Source organism: Vagococcus entomophilus (genome assembly GCF_003987595.1).
GTDB classification, from domain to species: domain Bacteria; phylum Bacillota; class Bacilli; order Lactobacillales; family Vagococcaceae; genus Vagococcus_E; species Vagococcus_E entomophilus.
This window is the reverse complement of sequence record NZ_NGJZ01000002.1, coordinates 563,743-582,588: the sequence shown is the minus strand read 5'-3', so window position 1 is coordinate 582,588 and position 18,846 is coordinate 563,743. Positions and strand designations below refer to the sequence as shown.

The 18,846-nt window shown below is 33.2% G+C and carries 17 protein-coding genes; 2 read left to right on the top strand and 15 right to left on the bottom strand.

Annotation, left to right across the window (positions count from 1 at the left end):
- Positions 1–10: 10 nt before the first annotated feature.
- The 5 genes from CBF30_RS08775 to CBF30_RS08755 form a co-directional block, all read right to left on the bottom strand.
- On the bottom strand, positions 11–805 hold the full coding sequence (locus CBF30_RS08775) for a YibE/F family protein (protein WP_126825335.1): 795 nt from the start codon (positions 803–805) through the stop codon (positions 11–13).
- Between the two features lies 1 nt (position 806).
- Complete coding sequence (locus tag CBF30_RS08770) at positions 807–1,883, bottom strand: YibE/F family protein (RefSeq protein ID WP_170168986.1); 1,077 nt, start codon at positions 1,881–1,883, stop codon at positions 807–809.
- 72 nt (positions 1,884–1,955) lie between these two features.
- Entirely contained in the window at positions 1,956–3,413 is a 1,458-nt protein-coding gene (locus CBF30_RS08765; RefSeq protein WP_126825329.1) for an ABC transporter ATP-binding protein, read from the bottom strand.
- Positions 3,414–3,423: 10 nt separating this feature from the next.
- Positions 3,424–4,104: an energy-coupling factor transporter transmembrane component T gene (locus CBF30_RS08760; RefSeq protein ID WP_126825326.1), complete on the bottom strand. Its 681-nt coding sequence runs from the start codon at positions 4,102–4,104 to the stop codon at positions 3,424–3,426.
- A gap of 1 nt (position 4,105) precedes the next feature.
- Positions 4,106–4,711: an MptD family putative ECF transporter S component gene (locus tag CBF30_RS08755; protein WP_126825324.1), complete on the bottom strand. Its 606-nt coding sequence runs from the start codon at positions 4,709–4,711 to the stop codon at positions 4,106–4,108.
- A gap of 258 nt (positions 4,712–4,969) precedes the next feature.
- On the opposite strand from CBF30_RS08755, the gene CBF30_RS08750 reads away from it, so the two are divergent.
- Complete coding sequence (locus CBF30_RS08750) at positions 4,970–5,674, top strand: LytR/AlgR family response regulator transcription factor (RefSeq protein ID WP_126825321.1); 705 nt, start codon at positions 4,970–4,972, stop codon at positions 5,672–5,674.
- A 31-nt stretch (positions 5,675–5,705) separates the two neighbouring features.
- Here CBF30_RS08750 and CBF30_RS08745 read toward each other — a convergent pair whose 3' ends face one another.
- Positions 5,706–6,287: an accessory regulator AgrC gene (locus tag CBF30_RS08745; protein WP_126825318.1), complete on the bottom strand. Its 582-nt coding sequence runs from the start codon at positions 6,285–6,287 to the stop codon at positions 5,706–5,708.
- Positions 6,288–7,179: 892 nt separating this feature from the next.
- On the opposite strand from CBF30_RS08745, the gene CBF30_RS08740 reads away from it, so the two are divergent.
- Positions 7,180–8,376, top strand: a complete 1,197-nt coding sequence (locus CBF30_RS08740; RefSeq protein ID WP_126825315.1) for a multidrug effflux MFS transporter — start codon at positions 7,180–7,182, stop codon at positions 8,374–8,376.
- A gap of 556 nt (positions 8,377–8,932) precedes the next feature.
- Here the strand turns inward: CBF30_RS08740 and CBF30_RS08735 are convergent.
- From CBF30_RS08735 to CBF30_RS08700, 9 genes are all read right to left on the bottom strand, one after another.
- Positions 8,933–9,727: an ABC transporter ATP-binding protein gene (locus CBF30_RS08735; protein WP_126825312.1), complete on the bottom strand. Its 795-nt coding sequence runs from the start codon at positions 9,725–9,727 to the stop codon at positions 8,933–8,935.
- Positions 9,724–10,467, bottom strand: a complete 744-nt coding sequence (locus tag CBF30_RS08730; protein ID WP_245975052.1) for an alpha/beta hydrolase — start codon at positions 10,465–10,467, stop codon at positions 9,724–9,726. The genes CBF30_RS08735 and CBF30_RS08730 overlap by 4 nt, the downstream gene beginning before the upstream one ends.
- A complete protein-coding gene (locus tag CBF30_RS08725; protein ID WP_126825309.1) occupies positions 10,464–11,486 on the bottom strand; it encodes a FecCD family ABC transporter permease in 1,023 nt (340 codons plus the stop codon). Before CBF30_RS08725 ends, CBF30_RS08730 begins: the two co-directional genes overlap by 4 nt.
- A complete protein-coding gene (locus tag CBF30_RS08720) occupies positions 11,476–12,477 on the bottom strand; it encodes a FecCD family ABC transporter permease (RefSeq protein ID WP_126825306.1) in 1,002 nt (333 codons plus the stop codon). The genes CBF30_RS08725 and CBF30_RS08720 overlap by 11 nt, the downstream gene beginning before the upstream one ends.
- Before the next feature lie 14 nt (positions 12,478–12,491).
- Complete coding sequence (locus tag CBF30_RS08715; RefSeq protein ID WP_126825303.1) at positions 12,492–13,457, bottom strand: iron-siderophore ABC transporter substrate-binding protein; 966 nt, start codon at positions 13,455–13,457, stop codon at positions 12,492–12,494.
- Positions 13,458–13,899: 442 nt separating this feature from the next.
- Entirely contained in the window at positions 13,900–15,462 is a 1,563-nt protein-coding gene (locus CBF30_RS08710) for an ATP-binding cassette domain-containing protein (RefSeq protein ID WP_126825300.1), read from the bottom strand.
- A gap of 1,317 nt (positions 15,463–16,779) precedes the next feature.
- The gene (locus tag CBF30_RS08705) at positions 16,780–17,217 is read right to left on the bottom strand and encodes a helix-turn-helix domain-containing protein (protein WP_126825297.1); all 438 of its coding nucleotides are present in this window, start codon (positions 17,215–17,217) and stop codon (positions 16,780–16,782) included.
- A gap of 16 nt (positions 17,218–17,233) precedes the next feature.
- Entirely contained in the window at positions 17,234–17,497 is a 264-nt protein-coding gene (locus CBF30_RS12105) for an ATP-binding cassette domain-containing protein (protein WP_281273612.1), read from the bottom strand.
- Between the two features lie 29 nt (positions 17,498–17,526).
- Positions 17,527–18,795, bottom strand: a complete 1,269-nt coding sequence (locus tag CBF30_RS08700; protein WP_281273611.1) for an ABC transporter transmembrane domain-containing protein — start codon at positions 18,793–18,795, stop codon at positions 17,527–17,529.
- Positions 18,796–18,846: the final 51 nt, after the last annotated feature.

Sequence of the window (18,846 nt, the reverse complement as noted above, 5' to 3'; positions counted from 1 at the left end):
TTTGCCGATTTTAACAACTTTTTTTTTCTTCTTTTCTCAATCGATTTTTCATTACTTTTTTTCGACCACTGATATATCTGACCCATAAAAACGTACACGGAACACACAATAAAATACCAATCCCACAATAAAGCATCGTAATAATTTCTAAGACAATAACTTTTGAATTCATCATCTCATCAAAAGAATAGTGCAAGTCTTTCACCCAAATAAATAAGGAAATATTTTGACCAAAAAAGGCAAAAAACAATGTGTTTATTGAAGAAATGATTACGTCTTTCCCCACAGTCATGGCTGATTTTAAGAGCTGATTATCTGTTATTTTAGGTTGTTCTTTCTTAAGTGCAGTGATGTATGCCACCAGAGTGACCGATGTATCAATGATAACTCCAAGCGACGCCATAATCAGTACCACAATCGTTAATTGGTCAAAACGAATGCCAACATACATCGAGAACATATCTGCATCTGCCATTTCTTCTTGAACGAACCCTTGTACTTGAAAATAATGGAGTGTCAATGTAATCAATAACGAACTAATCAAAATTGTTGTCACAGTCCCTAAAAAGGCTGCCCACGAATAGAGATTACGCTCATTCATCCCAACTGTCATAATAGCTGAAAAAAGAACTACTGTAGCAATCGACAAGAGAAATACAGGGATACCTAATGCTAGTAACACAATAAGACTCATAAACAAGACTAAGTTTAAGACCATAATCCAAAAAGCTTTTGATCCTTCTTTACCGCCGATTTTTTTCATAAGTAAATACAAAATGACACTCAAAACCATGATTACATTCATTTTATCCCCTCTTGTTTCTTAAAAAGATAAACGCGCGAATCGTGATGGGAACGGTCAACACAATGCCAATGCTTCCAACGAGTGCACGCATGACTTCAAGTGACAAAAACATTTTAAATGTATAAACGTAAGCCAGATTATTTCTCAAATAGAAGATTAGCGTCGGAATAGCTCCACTCACATAAGAAAAAAGCAACACATTATTCATGGGTCCCATAATAGATTGCCCAATTTTTCGACCTTCTTCTTTTAATTCAACATTCGAAATGTTTGGCTTTTGTTGTTTGATCTCAGTCATAGAAGCAATAATAGAAACTGCCACATCCATCACAGCACCCAAGCATCCTAAAAGCAGCTCTGCCTTAAAAATATCACGATAATGCCTAGTCAAGAATGCCATTTCTTCAAAGTGGAGACCCTTATCCTTTAAAATATACATTGTTACTGTCCCAATAAAATAGGCACTCGCTATACTGAGTAATGTCGCTATCATCGCTATTATTGCCATTTGCCGATTTCTCGTAAGAACAAAAAGCATAATAGCCACCATGACGCCTGTCGCAAAAAAGGTTAAAACAGTCAGATTTTTAAAAATATTTCCAGCATACAATTGGACCAAGCCATAGAGTACCAGACAATTCAGACCCGTCGTCCCTACTAGTTTCAGACTAAAAACAGTCCCAAACATCAATAGACAAAACAGAGAAAAACAAATTAAAGACCATAGAGCATCAACTCGCCTTGTTCCAATCAATTGCCATTTCTTTTGCCCTCCCGAATATTTTCGGATTCTTACCTTTTCTCCAACTTGATAGCGTTGATCTAACACATGAGACAAAGAATAGCTGTTATCTAGATGTATAATTGACTCGCCTTTATTATCTAACTTTAGTGTCAGACGTTGCATTGTCAATGAGTCCTGATTGCCATTTCTATCCGTCATTGACTGCTTGCTGATTACTTTTGTTTTGATGACTTTCGCAACAGTATACTTGTTGTTTGGAAAGACATTCAGGAAAAAAAGACCCAGCAGATAGATGAGTACTACACAAAAACCAACAAAAATTTTTCTTTTCAATTTTTCACTCACCCTTCCGCTTGACCCTGTCATTCAACTTTTCTTAGAACCGGTTATTTGTTATGCATCTATTCATTCTTGAAAAGACAATAACTTTAATACCTCGGAAGTAGCTAATTCGCTAATCTTTTTGTCCTGTGATATTTTTCCTCCTTCAAGTAAAAGTATCCTATCACAAGACTTTAAAATAATTTCTGGGTCATGCGTAATCATCAAAATATGCTTACCTTCCCTGGACAGCTCTTTTAGAAAGTGCGCAATAATTGTCAGATTCTTTCCATCTAACCCAGAAGTCGGCTCATCCAGTATGAGAATCTCACGTTGTTGAATCAGACCAATTGCGAGCACTAGTCGTTGCCTTTGCCCACCTGATAAATTGTACGGATGCTGATTGCGAAACGCCCAAAGTCCCATTTTTTTTAAAATTTTTTCAATTTGTACTTGATCTACATTACGTTTGCCAATCGCGAGCTCTGTCAATAAATCATCACCAAAAACTTGATAGATGCTTTCCTGCATGACCATCCACACTGATTTTTTTAAGTCTCGTTTTCGAAGCAACTGGCTTTCTAGCAAAATTTCCCCACTGGAAATGTGAGTCAAACCACTAAGCGCTTTGGCAAGACTCGTTTTCCCCGCACCATTTTTTCCGATTAAAGCAAGGACTTCTCCAGCTCTATGCTGATAGGAAACACTTTGAAGGATTTTTTTTCGTTTGACTGATGCTTGGACGTCTCTCACATTAATAGTTTGACTAAAATCCGACTGATTTTTCCTTTCATTTTCGATTTCAGACAAGTCTGTATGGCGAATTCCCATTTTGGCTCTTTGAGCATTGGAAAGCTGGGTCATTTCTAGTGCAGTCAATTCTTTGACTATTTGACCATCTTCCATATAGATAAAACGATCTACACTATCCATTAAATAATAAACACGATGTTCTGCTATAATAATAGTTTTCCCTTGCTGTTTTATGTGCTTGATCTGCTCTTTTAAACTTTCTGTACTTACCAAGTCAAGATTGGCACTGGGTTCATCCAAAATAACTAATGAAGGATCAGTCATTAATGCTGTGGCAATTGCTACTTTTTGTTTTTGTCCACTAGATAAAGAAGCCAATGTTTGATTTAAAATATCTTCTAGTTTTAACGCTTCACTGACCTGTTGGATTCTTTGTTCAATCACTTTTGGATTACAACCATAATTCTCCATTTCAAAAGCCAGCTCATCCTTTACAATAGTTGTAAAAAACTGACTTTTAGGATCTTGAGAGACAACTCCTACTTTCTTGATAAACTCCGTATTAGTTACTTCGTCTAATTTTACGTGATCAAAAAAAACTTCTCCAGAAAAGCTAGCCTCATCATAAAAATACGGAACCAAGCCACTACAAATTCTAGCGAGACTAGTTTTACCGCAGCCCGAAAGGCCAATAAAAGCAACTACTTCGCCAGTTTTTATTTCTAGTTGAATCTGATGTAAAATCTTATTATCTTTTTGTTGATACTCTATATTTTTTAGCTGTAACATCTTTTCACCTCTATTTAATAAACAACACCGCTAGTACCCCTATCATAATAAGAAGGAACGATCCATCAAATGGAGCTAACTTGTCCTCATGGATACTGGTTCTTTTTACGCCACTATCCATCCCTCGAATATACCCATTCACCGATAATTCATCGGCTAAATGAATGGTTCTCATAAGCAAAGGAACCATTGCATATTCAAACAAGCTTAGAGGATGACTCCAATTTTTAAGATGTTTATACGAGATTCCTCTCATCTGAGTACTTGCTTGAATCATTTCATTCTCATTTTTTAAAACAGGAAAAAAACGAAAAAGAATCGATAAAGTTGTGATGAACGTCTGTGGCAAGTGTAAACTTTGTAAGGCCGACATCAACTTACTTGTTGAAACCTGCGCAATAGAACTAGCGACAATTAAAGTCGGGTACATCTTGATTAGGATAAAGAGAAATACATTCAAAAAACTTAACGCAGGAATTGTCACGTAATGACTAAAGAAAAAAAACAATCCGTAAAGAATCCCTCCACCTAATAGCCAATAAAATAACGACTTATTCACACATTGAATGCCTAAAAAAAGAACACAAACTAACGTCATACTCACTGCTTGTTGCAGGTTAAAAAAGAAACCCGCTATTCCTAAAAAGAACAAAAAAACTAATTGAATGCGAACATTATATTGCCTTGTCATCTTAAAACTCCTTAATATAACCAGACTTCACAAAATGTTTTTTGAGTATTGTTCGACCAAATAACATTCCTAAGTAAGTCAAAACAAACGAACAGATTATCCCTAAAACCATCCACAATGGAGAGCTCAAGAAATAAAATATTTTCCCAATCATCTCTGAACTATAATGAACCGCTTCAAAATAAGTTTTGCCAAATAGGAATGCAATAACATAAGTTCCAAGACCGTACAACGTTCCATAAACACTATAAGCTAGCGCTTGTCTTGAAAAATTCCGATACTGTGTACCGTCTCCTTTCAAAAGAGTCGCTTCTGCTATCAAACCACTAATTACACAAAATGGGAGCATGACAGGAACCCCCATCAGCATATAAAAAACGCCCAAGATTGCCCCCATTAAAGTAAGCGTCCATTTTTTTCCAACCTTAAAAGACAATAGTAAGTAGATAATTGCCAAAAAGAACGTACAAACACCCGAAACTAGCGGTAAAATATATAACGTAACTGGGCTTAATACAATTGAAACAATGTTTTCAACAATAAACATCAGTACCCCAAAGAGACCGATACTAATCAAATCCTTGGAGGCTATTTTTTGTTTGCTCATTTTTATTTTCTTCTCCTTTACCAAATTCTAAATAAGTGAATCACAAAAACTAAAACGATAATAGTTATCATTACAGTTATTAAAACACAAAAAAAATACTTTGACAACTAATGTTTGAAACAAAAAAAAGCACAAAGTCATCCTTCTACTTTTTTTATTTTTTCAAAATACAATCTATATTTAAAAAATAGTTAGTTTATGTTATCTTATAATTAAACCATTTAAAACAATTTAATTTACTTGAAAGAAGGTCAGAAAATGAAACTTAAAGTTGCAATTTTTGAAAATCAGCGCCATCTAGCAGAAAAAATTGAAAATTTATTATTTCATTATCATCCTACTCTTTTTGAGACCTCTATCTATTATAGTTCGAACAAATTACTGGCTCACATCCCAACTATTGAATACGATTTTTTTATTTTAACACTTGAACAGCTACCTCCTAATGGTCTAAAAGTTGCACAAAAAATCAGAGAGCAAAACACAAATATTCCTCTTATTTTATTAGCAAATAATCCAAACCAAGTGAAATTAGAAGAAATATTTTTGGTGCATCCTTTTGATTATATGATACAGCCCATCCAGAAAAACCGTTTTTTTAAAACGTTGGAAAGTGTCACGAATTCTCTCGCTCAAACACGTCAGACCATCAGCTTTATGGAAAATAAAAAAACAGTAAGAATAAATAGTGCGACTATTATTTATTTTGAAAAAGACCGTCGTCAAGTAATAATTCACACAAAAGAACAGCACCACATTACTTATATGTCGACTAAATATCTCCTAAAACTGTTAAATCATAAGTTTATTCAAGTTCATACTTCCTATATTATTAACCTAGACTTTGTCTCAGTGATCAAAAAAAATTATGTTTATTTAAAAAAAGATAATACTAAAATTATTAAAGTTCCCATTAGTAGAAAATTTAAAGAATCCGCTTTTAAAAAAATAGTGTTGGATTAAGAAATGACAACTCATTTAGGACATTATAGACTCAATAAGCATCCGCCTTATCAATTTTTTTAGATAATATCCCTAGCCAATAAATCTGAAGAAAAGCTAGTAGACTACTAAAGATGAAGGTAATCCACAAATAATTAATTGTACCCAAAGCAGATAGATTCGAAAGTATTAGGATACCTACAACAGTGGTAATAATGACTGTAATTTCAGACTGTCTCCAAATTGCTATAATCTCTGAACACAGACTAATTGAGAAAACAAATAGTGTATAAATAATACAAATCCCCATTCCATTTAGTATTTGATTTTCTCCATTGCTGTCTTTTAGTCGAAAAAAATAGCTAAATAAGACTTCTAAAGCGAACAATAGTAAATTTCCTACAAAAAAAGGAACCAATAGTTTATTCATAAAAGCCAATGTCTTTATGACCAATAATCTGCTACGCTTGATAGGGTATAAAAAAGTCCGAATTCTATGTGCGCCAATATATTGCTGAACAATATTTTTTCTTAAAAAAATAGCGCCAACCAAGCACACCACACACATCGTAACAGTTGTAGCAAGCGCAAGAATTGACTGAAACTCTGATAGTAGTTTATCTTCAACTTCCAACTTTCCAACTAAATAAAAAAATAGAAAAGAAATAATTTGACTAAATAATGTTACGCAAAATATAATTTTTCCACTTCCATGCAACTTGCTCGATTCATATCTAAAAATATGAAAAAATTAAGTCGTACTTGATCTGCTTGCTTTTTTTTGGTCATAATATTCGCTTAACCCTCCTTTATACAGCATATTTATTTTGCTAATTGGTACTGATTTTTGTATTAATCCATGCTCTATAAAAAGAACTTCATCAATAAAACTAGCTAGTTGGTTTAAACCATGATCACTAATAAGTATGATGCATTTTTTAGACATTTTTCTTAATTTACTAATAAATAATGATACACCATTTTTTAAAAAAACTGAGTGAATTGTAACAATCTACAAGTTTACTGTAAGAATTAACATAGAAAATACAGAAAGCTTTTGGTTCTTTCCGTATAACACTTTATCTGTTTACACTTTTTTCCCCAAACACTAAAAAACTATGATCGAAATAGAGTATATCGAATGGATAGAAGGAAATACGACTATTGAATCCTCTCAAAGAATGTGACAAAACATCCTGAACATTCCGTTGGTCAAACAAATAGGGAAAAAGAGTGTCCAATCACAAATTAACTGCTTTTTTCTTTATGTTTTTTTCCCTAAATCTACCCCAATCGCCTTATTTTTCTCGTCACTTTTACTATAAAATAGTTGGTAAAACAAGAATTGGTATTACACAATTTATTTGATATAATAAATTGGCAGTTAAACAGCCATTTATTTCAGCCCATACTTACGTAGAAAGGGGTGAGCTCATGAATTTTTACGATTGGATAAAAATCATGATTCCACCATTTCCCATCAAAGGATGTTTTTTTCCCGTATTATAAAAATAAGGAGAATTCTTATGGAAAAAAACATCGTAACCAAAAACAAAAAAATTCATCTAGCCTTACTAATTTGTCTTGTAGGGTTTCCACAAATAAGCGAAACAATCTACAGCCCTTCTTTAACAGAAATTGCTAGAAGTTACCATATTTCGTTAAATCTAGCACAAATGACACTAAGTATTTATTTTTTAGCCTTTGCGCTTGGCGTATTTTTCTGGGGCATAAGCTCAGACTATCTTGGACGTCGCAAAGCAATGAATTTTGGGATTCTATTTTACGTCCTAGGTTCATTATTCTGTTTTTACTCGACTAGCGCTCTCAGCCTTTTTATAGGTCGCTTTATTCAAGCCTTTGGAGCAAGCACTGGCTCTGTCACAACACAAACAATACTCCGAGATTGTTATCAAGGAAATGATCGTCACCGATTATTTGGAAAAATCTCAGCAGCTTTGTCCTTTTCCCCTGCTATTGGTCCTTTAGTTGGTGGTTTTATTGGAGAATATTCCGGTTTTCGTGCTATGTTTTTATTTTTAGTCTTAATGGGATTAATCTTACTCTTTTGGAGTGTTAGTAGCCTTAGGGAAACCAAACCGAATAAAGTCCTTTCTTTTTCTACTAGCACGATTTTAGGAGTTGGAAAAGCGATGCTTGTAGATCGTTATACTCTGTCTTTTGGTCTGCAAATTGGAATTTTCAATGGCATTTTGTTTAGCTACCATTCCGAGGCACCAACCATTTTTATTCAGAAGTTTCATTTTAGTCAAAGCAGTTATGGTTTCATGGGATGTATCGTTGCTTTGGCCACCCTATTAGGAGCCTGGATATCAAGCAAAGCTCTAAAAACAAAATCAGCTAATTTAATTATAAAAGATGGCATTAAATTAGCTTTCTCCGGTGCTTTGTTACTTTGTGTTATCGTACTTTTAGCCGTTCCTTTATCCATACAGATACTCATCTATATCGTTGGAACTTTCATTCTTTTAGCAGGAATTGGAATGGCTCTGCCAAATTGTTTGAGTTTAGCACTAACCAAGTTTTCTAAAGTAGTTGGGACAGCGGGCGCATTGCTAAGTCTAGGCTACTATATCATCGTTAGCAGTTGCACCTTTTTAATTAGTATTTTTCATACCGGCTCTATTGCCGTATTCCCATTGTTTTCCGTCTTCTTACTGGTGCTTTCATTTCTTTGTATTAGGTTAGAAAACGAGCACTGAGCATAGGTGCCACTTGAGTTGAACAGAAAAAAGTCCGTCAGTCTTTGCGCAATGTAAAGGCTAACGGATTTTTTTATTCGTGTTTTAGTCATCGCTAAATAAAAGACTCATTTAAAACAAGCTTTGTGAGCATTTCAAAGTCTACTACTTCCCATTTTCTAACCTATTCAAACGCAGAGTCGGGACAAAAAATTACACGCCTCATCATTTGTTTATAGCATCCGCCACATTACTATTATAAAAAGAGCGCCTAAAAATTTGGCGTAGGTATTTTTATCAAATTGCATCCGTTTCTATTTTTTATTTGATACTATGGACTCCGTCTATATACGAATTGCCTCAATCGCTAGTTTATCGTCCAACAGCGTATCATGAAAAGAGCCTAGAACAACGATGTTCTAGGCTCTTACTATCTAAATACAGGATTGATTAAAAAACACTGCTTCGAAATAAATGGAAATCAGCAAAAATTGGAAGAGAAACTCCCGTGAATGCTTACTTATTACTCAGAAATACATATTTTTGCCACAACCGTTTTTTCCAAATAACAATTTTCCTACTCAATGCTGTCAAAATGGAGACAAATAGGCTTGTTAGCCACAGGATCTGTTCCTATTGTGGCTTTGATAGAAAATAATTCTTCTAATACTTTAGGCGTCATGATTTCAAAAGGCGTCCCTTGTTGTATGATTCGCCCCTCTTTCATTCCAATCATAAAATCGGAAAAACGCGCTGCTAAATTTAAATCATGGAGAACCATAACAATTGTTAACTTATTGTTTTGGTTTAACTTTTTTAATAAATTTAAAATGTCAATTTGATGACCTAAGTCAAGATACGTTGTAGGCTCATCAAGTAAAATAATATTGGTTTTCTGTGCCAACGCCATGCCAATCCAAACACGTTGTTTTTGTCCACCAGATAAGTTTTGCATTTTTTCTTCTGCTAATTCAAGTAAATTCGTTTGCATCAAAATATCATCAACTAGTTTGTTTTCCTCCAGAGAAATTTTTTTGAGCATCTTGCGATACGGATAGCGCCCTAGCTCGACGATGTCTCTCACAGTTGCATCCTCAGGCGCACTAGCACTTTGCGGCAGATACGCCAACTTTGTAGCAATTGTTCGATTGGACAATTGTGCCATATCTGTATTTTCAAGATATACAACACCCGCATCTTTTTTTAATATCCGACTAATCCCTTTTAATAAAGTAGATTTTCCACAACCATTTGCTCCGATAATAACAGAAATTTTTCCTTTTATAAAAGCTAAATCTAATTGTTCAATAATTTTTTTTTGGTGATAAGATAGGCTTAACTTTTCAATTATTAAGCTTTGGGTCTCTTTCACTGACAAAACCACCTTAGATTTCGACTTATAGTTTGCGTCACGACCGACATATGATTCTCATCTTGTGCCACGTAAAAGTTGAGTTTTTTCGTCATTTGAGAAAGTAGCAACTCCTCTTTTGCTCGCTTAGCTAGAGGAACCATGTCTCCTTCCAACGAACCGACAGAAAGATGAACATTTTTTTTAGCAATCATTGGGGCAAGGGCTAGTCGCTTGAAAAACATTTCTTGATCCCACCATAGAGAAGGACTAACGGCTATATAATCTGTAACAAATGGCAAAGTTTCTCTCAAGTACGTTTCCAAAACACAAAGTCCTCCTAGCGAATGACCAAAAAACCCAACTTTTTCTGGGTTGATCGTATACTCACTTAGGATAAACTGATGCGCTTGCTTGATTGATTCCAAAAAAGAATCAAGATTTCCCCCTTGAGGAAAATCTTTTCTGGGATCATTTTCTGCTACAGGATTGACTTTTTTAGGCGTATAATCTTGAAAGCGTCGTTCTCTTGAAAATGAAGTCTCCCCGTGGTAGGACAAACCGACCACTAGGATTGGAGAAACACCTGTTTTTGGTGTGTTTCTCGTTTGAAGTTTCACTACTTCACCAATCATATTCGCAAAAGCATCTCCATCCAAAACGTACAAAAGATTGATTGGAACGTCTTTTTCTATTATTTTTGGCGCATAGATATCTAGATACCGCTCTTTTATTTTAACTGTTCTCATTTCTGTTCTCATTTCTGTTGCTCCTTTCTCTGACCAAGAAATAAATAAAAAAGATACGGAATGCCAAGTAAGCCCATCATCGCATTTAAAGGCAATTCGTTTGGTGTAAAAAGCATTTTTGAACAGAGATCACAGAAAAGAAGTAGCGTCATTCCGTTAAAACAAAGCCCATAAAGATACCCTTTCTGTTGCTTTTTAAAAAACATCAAACGAGTCAATGCAGGAACAAGCAGCCCTACAAATCCGATGGTTCCTGCAGTTAGCACACTCGCACAAATGAATATCGCAGCCAGTACAATAAAGAATACACGCCAAAAAGTGGTTGAAAAACCAATTGTTTCCAAATGAGTATCAGAAAAACGTAGTAAGCTTAACTTAGGATAAAAAATAAAGAGAAGCGTCAAACTAGGCAGCACCCATGCCCCCATATCCACTACTTTTTCCCAATTCACCTGGCTAATGGAACCTTGCAACCATGTGTTCACTCGCGAATAATCATCCGCATTAATTTTTAAAGAAAAAAATGTGACCAGAGCAGAAAAACCTGAGCCAATCCCAATACCATTTAAAATAAAGCGAAACATACTGAGTTTCCGATGACTTATCGATAAAATCAGATTTAGGCTCAAAGCGGAAAAAGCACCGATTAAACCAAAAGACATTAAGGAGATAGACTGAAAAGCGCTTAACGATGTCTGATAATTGCCTAACAAAAAAAAGTAAAATACCGCACCAAACGCCACACCAGAACTCACACCCAAAATACCCGAATCGGCAATGGTATTTCTTGTAATTTTCTGCAGAATATCTCCACTAACGGACAAACAAATCCCTACTAAGCAAGCACTCAGTACCCTTGGCAAACGAAAGGCAAACAAAATCAAGCTAGCTTCTTTGGTTCCTTTCTGAAAGAATAAAAGATTGAATAATTCAGATATACTCATTGAAATCGTCCCGACTTTTAGCGCAACAAAAAACAAGACGATGAACATCCCGATAGATAAAAGTAAGGCTTGATAATTACGTATCATAACTAAATGTATTCCCCTTTCTTATGAGATATAAAAATAGAGGTACACCAATCATCGCGATGACCACACTAATCGGCGTTTCAAAAGGAGCATTTACTAGCCGTGATAGATAGTCACTCACAAGCACTAAGGAGGCCCCCAGCATTGGGACGAGCAAAATATTATCCGAATATTTTTTTCCAATAAGCAACTTAGAAATGTGTGGCACAACCAAACCGATAAATGCGAGCCTTCCCACCACAGCAACACTCACTCCCGTAAATAGAACCACCAATCCTGATAAGAGTAAACTCACCATTTTTCGATTCATTCCAATAACCGTTGTGATATCTTGCCCAAAAGCAAAGATATTCAGTTCTTTTCTTAGTATCAACAGAAAAAAAATACCCATTATAAGAAAAGGCAGAAAATACCACACATCTACTAAAGACACGCGGTACAAGCGGCTTGCATACCAGGCTGATACTGACTGTGCTATATTGAAATAAGACACTATAAAAGTCGTCGCACTGCTTAGCAACATACTCAAGACAATGCCTAAAAGAGGTAAACCTAAACGATTTTGATTATTGATTAATTTTTTAGAAATAAACGATAATAAAGTCGAGGTTAACACAGACCCTACTAAAGACAAGCAGATTTTTTCTAACATACTAGCTTCTGGTCGGAATATCATCATCAAAGAAATAGCCAAAGCGGACCCCTCCGAAATTCCCATTAAGGAAGGATCGGCTAAATCATTTTGATACTGTAATTGCATCAAAAGACCACTCAAACTCAAACTTGCTCCTACTAAAAGAGCAACTAGAATACGTGCAAAACGTGACATAAGCAACACATGTTCTTGGTTGTTGGAATCATAGTGGCTTACCGTATCGTAAAATTTAACCATCGTAAAATCAAGATTAAACTGTAGTGAAAGCAGCGAAAACGATAAGATTGTTACGAAAAGTAATAGAGACACGCCCACCACTTTATTGAAACGGATCATGTCGATTTCTCCTTTTATTTCAAGACTTTTTTATTAAGTTGCTCTAACATTTTTGCTTTGCTCAAATATGTTCCTCCTTGATAGCCACCATCCACAACATCAAAATAAACCTTGTTTTTCTTTGTGGCTGTCATACTTTTCCAGATAGGATTCGCTTTTAATTCTTTAATAAAGCTTTCGTGGCCCTTATTTTCATCTGCAGCAAACTGAACAAAGACAATATCTGGATTAATTTTAGCAAATTGCTCTATCGAAATCGTTTCTTGTCCCTTGACTTTGTCGATTGTCTCAGGTTTTTTAAATCCTAATTCATCATATAGCATCGGATTATAATAAACCTGACTTCCGTACAAACACAGCTCTCCCCCACGGACGCGTAAAATGACAACAGATAGATCCGAAATAGCTGCATGAGTTTTTTTAGTTTTCATCAGTTCTTTTTCATAATCTGAAACTAAGCTCTGAGCCTTTTCTTCTTTACCAGAAAGCTTGCCTAGTAAGCTTAGGTTCTCTTTCCATGTACTGGATTGATGAGATACATTAATCGTTGGTGCAATTTTTTCTAGATTCTTCGTTACACTCTCATCAAATTTTGTTGAACCTAAAATGACATCTGGCTGCAACGAAGTCATTACTTCTACATTAGGTCCAAATTTATCTCCCACATTCACAATCTCTGACCCCAAAGCAGAAGACAAATAATGAGGGATTTCTCCTCCAACAGTCACAGCACCTAATGGCTTCACTCCGAGTGCCGCTGCATCTTCCATTGCTTCAATACTCGCTGTCACAATTTTCTTTGTAGGAATATTCACTTGATAGTCTTTATTTAAATAGGTGATTGATTGTTTCTTGGCCGCCACACTTGTATCACTATTACTTGATTGACTCGCTGTTGCACTACCTTCTTTTTTACTCTCACAGCCCACAAGCAACAAACTAATCAGTAAGGCACCACATAACAAAACATTTTTTTTCACAATTTCCCCTCCTTTTTATAAATGATAATGAATCTCATTATCATTTATAAAAGTGTATCAAACTATCCCTAGTTTTTCAAGTAAACTTTTGCTTATAGCGCTCTGTAAATCAGGCTAGTTAGGCAACGATATATCACAAATAAACCACAGAAAGAGTTTCTTTCTGTGGTTTATTTATTTTCTTCTTCACTAAGCCCAATGAATTTCCTCCTTATTCTCTATTTTTCGCCAGCTATTTTTCCTCTTTCTTTGTTCCTTCCATCTATTTATGAAAAGATTTTTCATCACACATTCTCGTTGCACTTTGCTTGTCACATCAAATAAATGAAGATGCCGCCCCAACTGATTCACTCATTTAACGTTTCTCAATTGGGATTTTCTTCTTTTATTCACCTTACAACATCTATCTCTTCTCATTTTTCTTTATTGTTAAAACTAAAACCTATAATTGGATCACTTTATCGTATTTTTCCCTTGTTTCTGGATTAATATGATGTTCAATATCTATTGTCAATTTATTTTCAGCAAGTAGCCTTTCAAGCAGCTCTGTCCCTAGTGTAACGTCCAAAGATGAAATTGCTTCATCTATAATAAAGATGTCGCGATCAAATAATATTGCTCGTGCAATTTCCACCCTTTTTGCTTCCCCTCCTGATAGTAATTTACCAGACTCACCCACAACGTAATCCAAGCCTCTTTCTTCAACTACCGAATTTAAGCCTGCTTTAGCAACAGCATTTTGAATTTGACTATCTGTAAAACTTTTCCCTAAAGTCAGATTTTGCAAAATTGACTCATTAAAAAGTGAAGGGGTTTGCTGAATAATTGAAAAGCTTTTTAAAATCTCTTTGGTGCTTATCTTGGATAAATCAGTATTATTGATGTAAATACTACCCGACTTAGGCCTAATCTGTTTTGTAACCAACTGTAGTAACGTTGTCTTCCCCGAACCAGACGGACCTTGGATCAAAATTTTTTCATCCGTATTGAGTGTAAAACTCAAGCCAGAAAAAATGGTCTTATCATTCACTTCATAAATAACATCTTTAAATTCAATACAATTGATTTTGTCTTCTATAAAATGGGTTTCTACCTCTTCAGAGAAGGTTACTATTTCTTCAATCTCGTTTCTAATTGGGGCAGTGGATTGGATGACACTTCTTAACTTAAAAGCTCCCATCAAGCTGTTAATAATCCAAGAACTAGAATATTGAATCGCAACAAAAGTAGCCAATGGGAGATTCCCCTTAATCGTCAAATAAATTCCTATACCTATCGGCGTAAACATACAAGTGTAGCCTATAATCATTTGGAAAGATTGTGAGAGTGAGATATTATTTTTCATGCTTACTTTTTTAGTTTCTGTGTGGATTGAGTCCAAATTGATACGATCAATCTGTTTTTTCTTCACATTGTATACTTTTATCGTCCAAATATTTTGGAAAAAGTCAGTCAATGATTTGGTGAAATTTTTGTTACTATCCGTCCATCCATCGGTAGACTTTGAAATCTTACTTTTCAAAACATTCGAAAACAGATGTGGAATAGCTGCAAAAATCATAAAGATTAGTGTCAAAACAACATTACTAAAGAGTGAATAACAAAAAGTCACCCCTGCCGTGATTAATACACTATAAACCTTAAGCTTAGCTCTCAAATAGTTTTCTTCATACAGAGATAGGTCATTTTGAAAAAATGAAATATTATCTGTTACAATATTTTTGTTGGATAATGTATACTCTTCCAGTTTATGATTGAGCAACTTTCGCTTCAAGTTAACCATTTTTTCTTTTATGTACTGATTAATTGTGACCTCCTTATAGTATTCGACCACTTGAAAAAAAGCATAGCCTACAATTACAAGTAACGTAAACGGTAAAACCATTGAGAGTTGTTTATGGTCTATTACATAAAAAATTAAAGAATAGCTTATCACATTAAAAACCAATTCCAACGAACTAAGCGTTAATAATAAAACCAAAAGTATTTTTTTGTGTATTTTCATATGTCATCCTCCGATAAAATTTTGCTTTCTTTTCAAAAGTGCTAATATAACTTATTTGACAGATCTATTCTAGAAACTATCTTTAGAATTTTTTAAGCAACTTTTTTTCATAACCACATAATAACTTCTAATTATTTTATTTTTTAAAGTAATAAAAATTTTATTATAAAAAAGCCCTTCTATTAAATTTAACTTATTATATCAGAAAAAACTGGGAAATCCTTTGTTTATATAAAAAAATTAACTATATAAAGTTTAAAATATTTATACAAACATAAAAACTGATATTCCATCATTTTACAAACAAAACTTTTTAAACCTTCACACAATGAAAAAGAATTCCAAAAATATATTCTCTCACAAACTACCTCACCAACTTCTCAATAACATAGCTATAAACAATCAAACTGCGACAACAAAGGATAAAAACACGATGAATATCTACATGCATATTTTAGATTCAAAAAAATTCCAACTAATCTCTAAATTAAATAAATTTTACTCTATCGATGCAGCTAAACTAAAAAAAATATAAATCCTTGTAATCAATGCTTAAGCAGCAATCACAAAAATTTATATTGGTTCTATTATTTTCTATTTAATATGAGTAGATATAGAAAGTACCGAAATCAAAGCGATAAGGACAAGAAGAAAAAAATAGTGAGCGCTACCCTAATTGAAGATATTCTTGAATTAGTTTACACTTATCCAAAGTCAGGCAATGGTTCTATCCATCATTGATTAACGCCTCATTATAGAGAAAAACAAGAAAGCCTAAACCTTCTCGTGCCCTGCTCTTTAATTATTTTTTTGCCATTCTTTATATACTTCTAAGAAACGGATTTCTTCCTCATCAATTTATCCTTCAAATAACACTTTATCGATATTTTCAAAGAAGTATCTAAGCTCGTTTCGTATAAAACATTATAGAAACTTTCCAAACGATTTGAGCAAGTCTTAACAACCCTAGAATAATTTTAAAAGATTATGCCATATTATTTAATCGAACTTAGTCCATTTCAATTCGAAATGGGCTAGATATATGTTGAATAAATCTTTTTTATTCGCCATAACTGTTTTTACAACCGTAATTTCAGGTATAACTAGAAAGTTATTCTAATGTTGGTTTGACGATAAAGATGGTAAATAAAGAATAGTGCCAACAAATTCGCACTAGTGAAAAAAAGCCACTACATCTGCACAGATAGTGGTCTTTGTGCTAAATATACTAGCAAATCTCCTTGTTTTCGCTTCTTTATTATATCCTGATTTCAAATTTGAATCAAAATAGAGATCTATATGGGTAATAAAAAAACCTTAATTTAGTTCATATAATTCAATTTTTTTAAAAATCCAATTACCAAAACTTAGTAAATAGTCATAATTTCCTTGAATAATAATTTGAGCATTTTTTGAAGATTTTAATTGATATGATAATTTTCTTTCACTACCTTCATAGACATTATTATATTGTTTAATAATTTTCTCTTTTAATGTATCCATCTTCTCTAAAGTTATTATCGGAATATTAATAACTAAAAGCCCTCTAAATTCATTATCAATGGTATTAATAAGTTCTTGAGTATCAAAACTATCAATATCCCCTACAAATTTATACAATTCTGATTTTAGAAATCTCCATTGTCCACCGACTTTACTGCCTTTCAATTTTCCTTCAGATATATAATTTCTTATTGTTCTTGTTGTAACACCTAATTCATTAGCTATTTCTGTTACGGTTAAAAAATCACTCACATTAAATTCTCCTCAGTTATAAAGATATTATTTTGTTGGCAAATTTTTTGAATTTTTTATCATGAGACGTAAAAATAATAATTTTATCAGATGCATTGTCCATTAAAAAATTCATAATCTCACACCCTGATTCATAATCTATATTACTTATACTTTCATCAAGTATATATAAATCTGACTCATTTAATATTGTACGACAAATAGCTATTCTTTGCTTCTCCCCACCAGATAAATTTGCACCATTTTCATATAACGTTGTTTTCCACTCTTTACTTTTCAAAATAGAATCTAAGATATTTGATTCTTCAATTATTTTTTTTGTATATTATTTAATTCTTTTCCCATGGTTATATTGTTTTCTAAAGTTGTCGATAAAATAAGCGGATCTTGAGAAATATATGAAATATTCTTTCGTATATCTCTGTTTCTAATACTATTTATATCATGTCCATTAATTTTAATTCCAGTTGAATTTCTAAATTTTAATAATAATCTTAATAATGATGTTTTACCACTACCAGATTCACCCTCTAAATAGACAACATCTCCCTTTTTTAAATATCCAGATAAATCATAGTTGTAGTTCTTCTCTTTTAATTTAAAGCTAGGCTGCTTTAACTCAATAGAATTAATTTCATCTATTTCGATATTTCCATCAAGCTCACTATGCTCATCTAACTCTTTTTGAATAAAATTATGAGAAGTAGTTAATGATTTTAAATCAATATTCAATTTAGATATATCGTTTAATGAAGAATAATACATGGGAATTAATATACTTAAAATAATCAAGCTACCTACAGGCTTTGTCTGATTGATTATCATTATACTTGTCCAAAGGTATGTCAAATTTTGTACTACTTGATTAATAAAAGAAATTGAAGTGCTACTTACTTGGGCATATTTATTAGTATTAGCAAGTGTATTATACATATATTCAATTTGTGGTTTTAATAAATTTTGAATTGCTTCAGCACTGGATTGCGACTTAACGTTATCTATATTTGATAATGTTACGATTAAATCTTTGTTCGCTGATGCTGTATGTGCTTGCATAGTTTCCATTTTCTTTGATAATTTTTTATTTATATATTTATAGCCAAAAAAGTTAATTGGTAATAAAAATAATAAAACCCAAAAAATAGGTTTAGAAACAATAAATACAATAACTAGAGCTGTGACGATAGTAAATATAGCTTTTATCATATTAGGAAAACTAGAAATAATAAATAAATATAGAGTGTCTACTGCCACTAAAATTCGATTAATTAGATAGGATGATTCTTTCTCCAAAAAAGTATTGTATTCAACATTCATCAATTTGTTAATCAATTTAAATAAATAGTTAACATTAAATTTGGAAGCGAAGTTTTCTCTAAAAATCATCATAATTATTTGAACTAAAAATGATACTAACATACTAATAAAAACAATCAACATTATTTCATAGGAAACATCCATGTTTTTTTCATTATAGTATTGAATAATCATGGGAGTTATTATACCAGTTATTGCACCCAATATAACTAAAAATATAGTCACAATAATAAATTTTCTTTCTTTTTTTACTTCCTTCATATTCCTAACCTCTTTCCTAATATTTCCTTAAACGATTTTACTATTCCATTC

What these genes read in the sequence shown, in the direction of transcription:
- CBF30_RS08775 (WP_126825335.1), bottom strand. Translation starts at nt 805, where the DNA reads ATGAATGTAATCATGGTTTTGAGTGTCATTTTGTATTTACTTATGAAA.
- CBF30_RS08765 (WP_126825329.1), bottom strand. Translation starts at nt 3,413, where the DNA reads ATGTTACAGCTAAAAAATATAGAGTATCAACAAAAAGATAATAAGATT.
- CBF30_RS08760 (WP_126825326.1), bottom strand. Translation starts at nt 4,104, where the DNA reads ATGACAAGGCAATATAATGTTCGCATTCAATTAGTTTTTTTGTTCTTT.
- CBF30_RS08755 (WP_126825324.1), bottom strand. Translation starts at nt 4,711, where the DNA reads ATGAGCAAACAAAAAATAGCCTCCAAGGATTTGATTAGTATCGGTCTC.
- CBF30_RS08750 (WP_126825321.1), top strand. Translation starts at nt 4,970, where the DNA reads ATGAAACTTAAAGTTGCAATTTTTGAAAATCAGCGCCATCTAGCAGAA.
- CBF30_RS08740 (WP_126825315.1), top strand. Translation starts at nt 7,180, where the DNA reads ATGGAAAAAAACATCGTAACCAAAAACAAAAAAATTCATCTAGCCTTA.
- CBF30_RS08730 (WP_245975052.1), bottom strand. Translation starts at nt 10,467, where the DNA reads ATGAGAACAGAAATGAGAACAGTTAAAATAAAAGAGCGGTATCTAGAT.
- CBF30_RS08725 (WP_126825309.1), bottom strand. Translation starts at nt 11,486, where the DNA reads ATGATACGTAATTATCAAGCCTTACTTTTATCTATCGGGATGTTCATC.
- CBF30_RS08720 (WP_126825306.1), bottom strand. Translation starts at nt 12,477, where the DNA reads ATGATCCGTTTCAATAAAGTGGTGGGCGTGTCTCTATTACTTTTCGTA.
- CBF30_RS08710 (WP_126825300.1), bottom strand. Translation starts at nt 15,462, where the DNA reads ATGAAAATACACAAAAAAATACTTTTGGTTTTATTATTAACGCTTAGT.
- CBF30_RS08700 (WP_281273611.1), bottom strand. Translation starts at nt 18,795, where the DNA reads ATGAAGGAAGTAAAAAAAGAAAGAAAATTTATTATTGTGACTATATTT.